The sequence below is a fragment of the Frankia sp. AgKG'84/4 genome (assembly GCF_023242965.2).
In the GTDB taxonomy this organism is placed as follows: Bacteria; Actinomycetota; Actinomycetes; order Frankiales; family Frankiaceae; genus Frankia.
This window is the reverse complement of the sequence record NZ_JALKFU020000397.1, coordinates 1-4,955: the sequence shown is the minus strand read 5'-3', so window position 1 is coordinate 4,955 and position 4,955 is coordinate 1. Positions and strand designations below refer to the sequence as shown.

The following is a 4,955-nucleotide window of genomic DNA, read 5'->3' as shown; positions in this document are numbered from 1 at the left end:
GACGAGGACTCCGCCGGCGGCTGGGGCGGCGAGCCCGACATCCGCTGAGCCGTCGCCGCGGGCCGGGCGCGATCCGCACCCGCGCGTGGCGGCCAGCCGGATCTCCGGCCAGCCAGATCTCCGGCCAGCCAGATCTCCGGCCAGCCGTGGCCCGCCGGCCCCGCCACCTCATAGGGTCGGGCCTGTGAGCGCCTCCAACACCGCCATCGACTCCCCGATCGACCCCACCATCGACGAGCTGTGGGAACGCCGGGGGGATCTGAGCCCCGCCGACGTCGACGCCCGCAAGACCATCGTCGCGGCCGTCGACGCCATCGACGCCGGCGACGCCCGGGTCGCGACCGTCACCGCGGACGGCTCCGTCGCCGTCGACGAGCGGGCCAAGCGGGCCATCCTGCTGTCGTTCAAGGTCCTGCCCATGGTCGAGTCGTCCGCCGGAGACTTCCACTTCCACGACCGGGTGCCGTTGAAGACCCGCTTCGACGGTGTCCGGGTGGTGCCGGGAGCCATCGTCCGCTGGGGCGCGCACATCGAGCCCGGCGCGATCCTCATGCCGAGCTACACCAACATCGGCGGCCATGTCGGCACCGGCACCCTCGTCGACACCTGGGCGACGGTCGGCTCCTGCGCCCAGGTCGGGCGCAACGTGCACCTGTCCGGCGGAGTCGGCCTCGGTGGGGTGCTCGAACCGCCGAACGCGGTGCCCGTCGTCGTCGAGGACGACGCCTTCGTCGGCAGCCGCTGCATGGTCGTCGACGGGGCCCGGGTTCGCCGTGGCGCGAAGCTGGGCGCCGGGGCGATCCTCACCGCCTCCACCCACGTCTTCGACGCGACCACCGGCGAGGAGTACCCGCGCGGCGAGATCCCCGCGCGCGCCGTCGCCGTCGGCTCGACCAGGGTCCGCTCGTTCCCCGCCGGCGATTTCGGGATGCCGTGCATCCTCGTGCTGCGTACCCTCGCCGAGGGGGAGATCCACGACAAACTCGCCCTCAACGACGTCCTGCGCGAGCACGGCGTCGCCGGCTGAGTGTTGGCCGGCTGAGTGTTGGCCGGCTTCGTGTCGGCCGGCTCAGCGTCCGCCGGCTCAGCGTCCGCCGGCTCAGCGTCCGCCGGCTCAGCGTCACCGTCCTGGCCGCGCCCGCGCGGCGCGGCCGGGGCGGGGTCATAGGGTTGACCTCATGGAGCTGGAGCTCACTGCCCCGGTCGGGAAACTCACCCGGGCCCTGGTGGACGTGCCGTCCGTCAGTGGTGACGAGGCCGCGCTCGCGGACGCGGTGCAGCACGCCCTCACCAGAATCGCCGGCCTGCGGGTCGACCGGGACGGCGACGCGGTCGTCGCCCGGACCTCGCTGGGCCTGCCGTCCCGGGTGGTGCTCGCCGGCCATCTCGACACCGTCCCGCTCGCCGACAACCTGCCGGCGCGCCTGGCCGGCGGCCGGCTCTACGGCTGCGGCACCTCCGACATGAAGGCCGGGGTGGCAATCGCGCTGCGCCTGGCCGCCACGCTGCCGTTGACCGACCCGGGCGCGCTGCGCCACGACATCACCTGGATCTGCTACGACAATGAGGAGGTCGCCGCGGCCCGCAACGGCCTGCGGCGCCTCGTCGAGCGCCACCGCGACTGGCTCGACGGCGACCTCGCGATCCTGATGGAGCCGACGTCCGGCGAGATCGAGGCCGGCTGCCAGGGCACGTTGCGCGTCGTTGTGACACTGCCCGGCACCCGCGCCCACTCGGCCCGCTCCTGGCTCGGCGACAACGCCATCCACAAGGCCGGTGAGGTCCTGCGCCGCCTCGCCGACTACGAGGCGCGCAGTGTGACGCTGGATGGCTGCACCTACCGCGAGGGCCTGTCCGCGGTCCGGGTGGAGGGTGGCGTCGCCGGCAACGTCATCCCCGACGAGTGCCGGGTCACGGTGAACTTCCGTTTCGCCCCGGACCGCACCGGCGACGACGCGATCGCGCATGTCCGCGAGGTGCTGGCCGGCTACGACGTGGCGGTCGCCGATCTGGCCGGCGGCGCGCCCCCCGGCCTGGCCGCGCCCGCGCCTCGCCCCACCCAGCTTGGCTCCACCTGGACGAGCCCGCCTACCTCCATGATCGCGGGTGAGCTCGAGGTAGTGGGGGTTATTTGCAGAATTGCCCGTTTTCGCCGGTTCGGCGCGGGGTAGTTCTTCTGGTGTCGGGGCCAGCGGACCGCATCGCCGCCCCGATCCGTGGCGGGATCGGCTCCCGCGGCGGGCAGCGTCCGCGGGGCGGCCTCACCCCCCTTCCGAGACCGCCTCGCCGACCGCCCCCGGACCTGCCGGCGTCGTGCCGAGACGGCTCCCCGTGATCGGCCTCGAATCCTCCATTGCACCACTGATCAGGGCCTGTGGATGGCGCTCATCCACAGGGCCTCCGTTGACGCATGGTGGGCCTCGTTCTCTCCCAACCGACCGGGAATCGAGGCCGCCATGTCCCCCGCCCCGCCCCTGCTGACCGCCGCGGAGGCTCGCGGCCCCGCAGACCGGCCCCTCCTCGTGACCGGCGCCCCGGATCTCCTCGACGACCTGCTTCGTCTCGCTGAGGTGGCCGGGGTGAACGCCACGGTGGCCACTGATCCAGTCGCGGTGCACCGGGCCTGGGCACGCGCACCGCTGGTCATCGTGTGCATGGATCGGGCGGAGGCCTGCGTCGCCGCAGGTCTTCCCTACCGGCCGCACGTGGTGCTCGTCGGCGATCAGGTCGAGGACCGTCGCGTCTGGTCGGCCGGCGCCCGGCTCGGCGCCGATCATGTTGTCTTTCTTCCCGCGGCCGAATCCTGGCTGGTGCGGACGCTGGCCGAGTTCGGCGGCCCGACCCGGCGCGCCTCGACGACGATCGGTGTGGTCGCGGGCCGCCGTGGCAGCGGCGCGTCGACCCTGTCGGCGGCGCTCGCTCTCGCGGGTCAGCGCCACGGACTGGACACCATGCTCGTCGACGCCGATCCGCGTGGAAGCGGTCTCGGGACCGCGTTCGCGCGCCTGATGCCGGCCGTCGAGGGGACCCCGCGCGACCACCCGCGGCCCACCGGCCGCCCGGCCGCGAGCGGGAACCCGCCCGCCGGCTACGGCGAACTATCGGTGGTCTACTGGGATCAGGAGTGCGGTCCCGAGCTTCCCACCGCGGCCATGGAGACCCTGCTGACCACGGCGAGTTCCACGGCGGACCTGGTGATCATCGATCTCCCCTGGCAGCCGGATCCCGCTGCCGCTCTCGCCCTGGAGGCCTGCCGCACCACGCTGGTCGTGCTGCGCGCCGATCCCCCATCGATCCCGACGGCCCGCCGGGTCTGCTCCGTCGTCCAACGCCGGTGCCGTGACGTCCGCACCGTCGTGCGGACAGTCTCCTCCGCCGCACTCACGCCGGCGAAGGTCAGCGCGCTGCTGGGCGCCCCCCTCGCCGGCGTGATCACCGACGGCACCGACCCGGCCGGGTCGGTGCCGTCACAGAGCGACCCCTCCCCGGGCGCGGCCCGGCCGCCGGCGCCCGGCCCGCCCCTCGGCGATCGGCTGCTGGCCGGGCTGGGAATCCTCGACAGCCCCGTCGAGCCCGGCGAATGGTCGTGAGCGGGCGACGCGGCGGATCGCCGCCCGCCGAGCCGGCCACCTCGACGGAGGTCGTTCTCCCCGAGACGACCTCGGCCGGTCCGCTTGACCCGTTCCTCGCGGATCCGCACGTCACCGACGTGCTGGTCAACGGGCCCGACGAGGTGTGGGTGGAACGGCGAGGCAGGTTGACGCGGACCTCAGTCGTCTTCGCCGACGAGGAATCGGTCCGCCGGCTCGCCGTTCGGCTGGCTGCCGCCGCCGGCCGACGCCTGGACGCGGCCATGCCGTTCGCCGACGTCATGCTCCGGGACGGAACGCGTATGCACGCCGTCCTCGCGCCCACGGCGGTGCGGGGAACATGCCTGTCACTGCGCCGGCCCCGCAGGCGACCGTTCACCTTCGACGAGCTGGTGCTGGCCGGAACGATCAGCCCGCTGGTCGCCGCGGTGCTGCGCGCGGTTCTCGCCGCGCGGCTCGCCGCGGTCGTGACCGGTGGAACCGGAACTGGTAAAAGCACTCTGCTCGCCGCACTGCTCGGCGCGGTGCGGCCGAGTGAACGCATCGTCCTCGTGGAGGACACAGCGGAACTCGTCGTGACCCGGCCCGGCCTGGTCCGACTCGAGGCCAGACCGCCCAACATCGAGGGCGCCGGCGAGGTCACCCAGCGCGATCTGGTCCGCCAGGCGCTGCGGATGCGTCCCGACCGGCTGGTGGTCGGCGAGGTGCGCGGTCCCGAAGTGCTCGATCTTCTCGTCGCGCTCAACACCGGCCACGAGGGCGGGCTGAGCACCGTGCACGCCAATGACACCCGTTCGGTGCCGACCCGGCTGGAAGCGCTCGCTGCCCTCGCCGGGCTGTCCCGCGCGGCGGTGCACAGTCACGTCGCGGCGGCCCTGCACGCGGCCGTTCACCTGAGCCGTGACCCCGACGGGCACCGTCGCGTCCACGCGATCGGTGTCTTTCACCGGGCTCCGGACGGACTGGTGCGGGTCGTGCCCGCGCTCGTCACACCGACCGCGGCGAGCGGACGGCGCGGCCCGGGACGGTGCGATCCGGTGGCCGCGCCGGGCCTGCCGCTGCTGCGCCGCCTGCTGCACTCCCGCGGTGTGCCGCTGCCGCCGACGGCCAGCGGGGCAGCTCCAGAGGATGGCGAGAAGGGTATCGGCGCCCCGGGGGCGAACGGATTCGCGTTGACGGGAAGATCGGCGTGAAGGCCCGCGTGGTCGGGCCGGCCGGCGCCGCCGCCACACCTCCTTTCGCGTCCTTCTCGCACCGGCCCCGCGGCGCGACGGTCCGCACGGCCGTCGTCGCGCCGCTCGGCCACATCCTGGTCATCGGCGCCGCGGCGGCGCTCGCCGGTCCCGTCGCGGCGGGAGTCGTGGC

General features: G+C 74.0%; 4 protein-coding genes. All 4 read left to right on the top strand.

What is annotated here, in order from left to right:
- Window positions 1–184: 184 nt before the first annotated feature.
- The gene (locus MXD58_RS19850) at window positions 185–1,027 is read left to right on the top strand and encodes a 2,3,4,5-tetrahydropyridine-2,6-dicarboxylate N-succinyltransferase (RefSeq protein WP_248836611.1); all 843 of its coding nucleotides are present in this window, start codon (window positions 185–187) and stop codon (window positions 1,025–1,027) included.
- Window positions 1,028–1,178: 151 nt separating this feature from the next.
- On the top strand, window positions 1,179–2,171 hold the full coding sequence (gene dapE / locus MXD58_RS19845; protein ID WP_250609709.1) for a succinyl-diaminopimelate desuccinylase: 993 nt from the start codon (window positions 1,179–1,181) through the stop codon (window positions 2,169–2,171).
- Window positions 2,172–2,456: 285 nt separating this feature from the next.
- Window positions 2,457–3,590, top strand: a complete 1,134-nt coding sequence (gene ssd, locus MXD58_RS19840; RefSeq protein WP_248838197.1) for a septum site-determining protein Ssd — start codon at window positions 2,457–2,459, stop codon at window positions 3,588–3,590.
- Window positions 3,581–4,783, top strand: coding sequence for a TadA family conjugal transfer-associated ATPase (locus tag MXD58_RS19835; RefSeq protein WP_248838198.1), 1,203 nt, complete (start codon window positions 3,581–3,583; stop codon window positions 4,781–4,783). The genes ssd and MXD58_RS19835 overlap by 10 nt, the downstream gene beginning before the upstream one ends.
- Window positions 4,784–4,955: the final 172 nt, after the last annotated feature.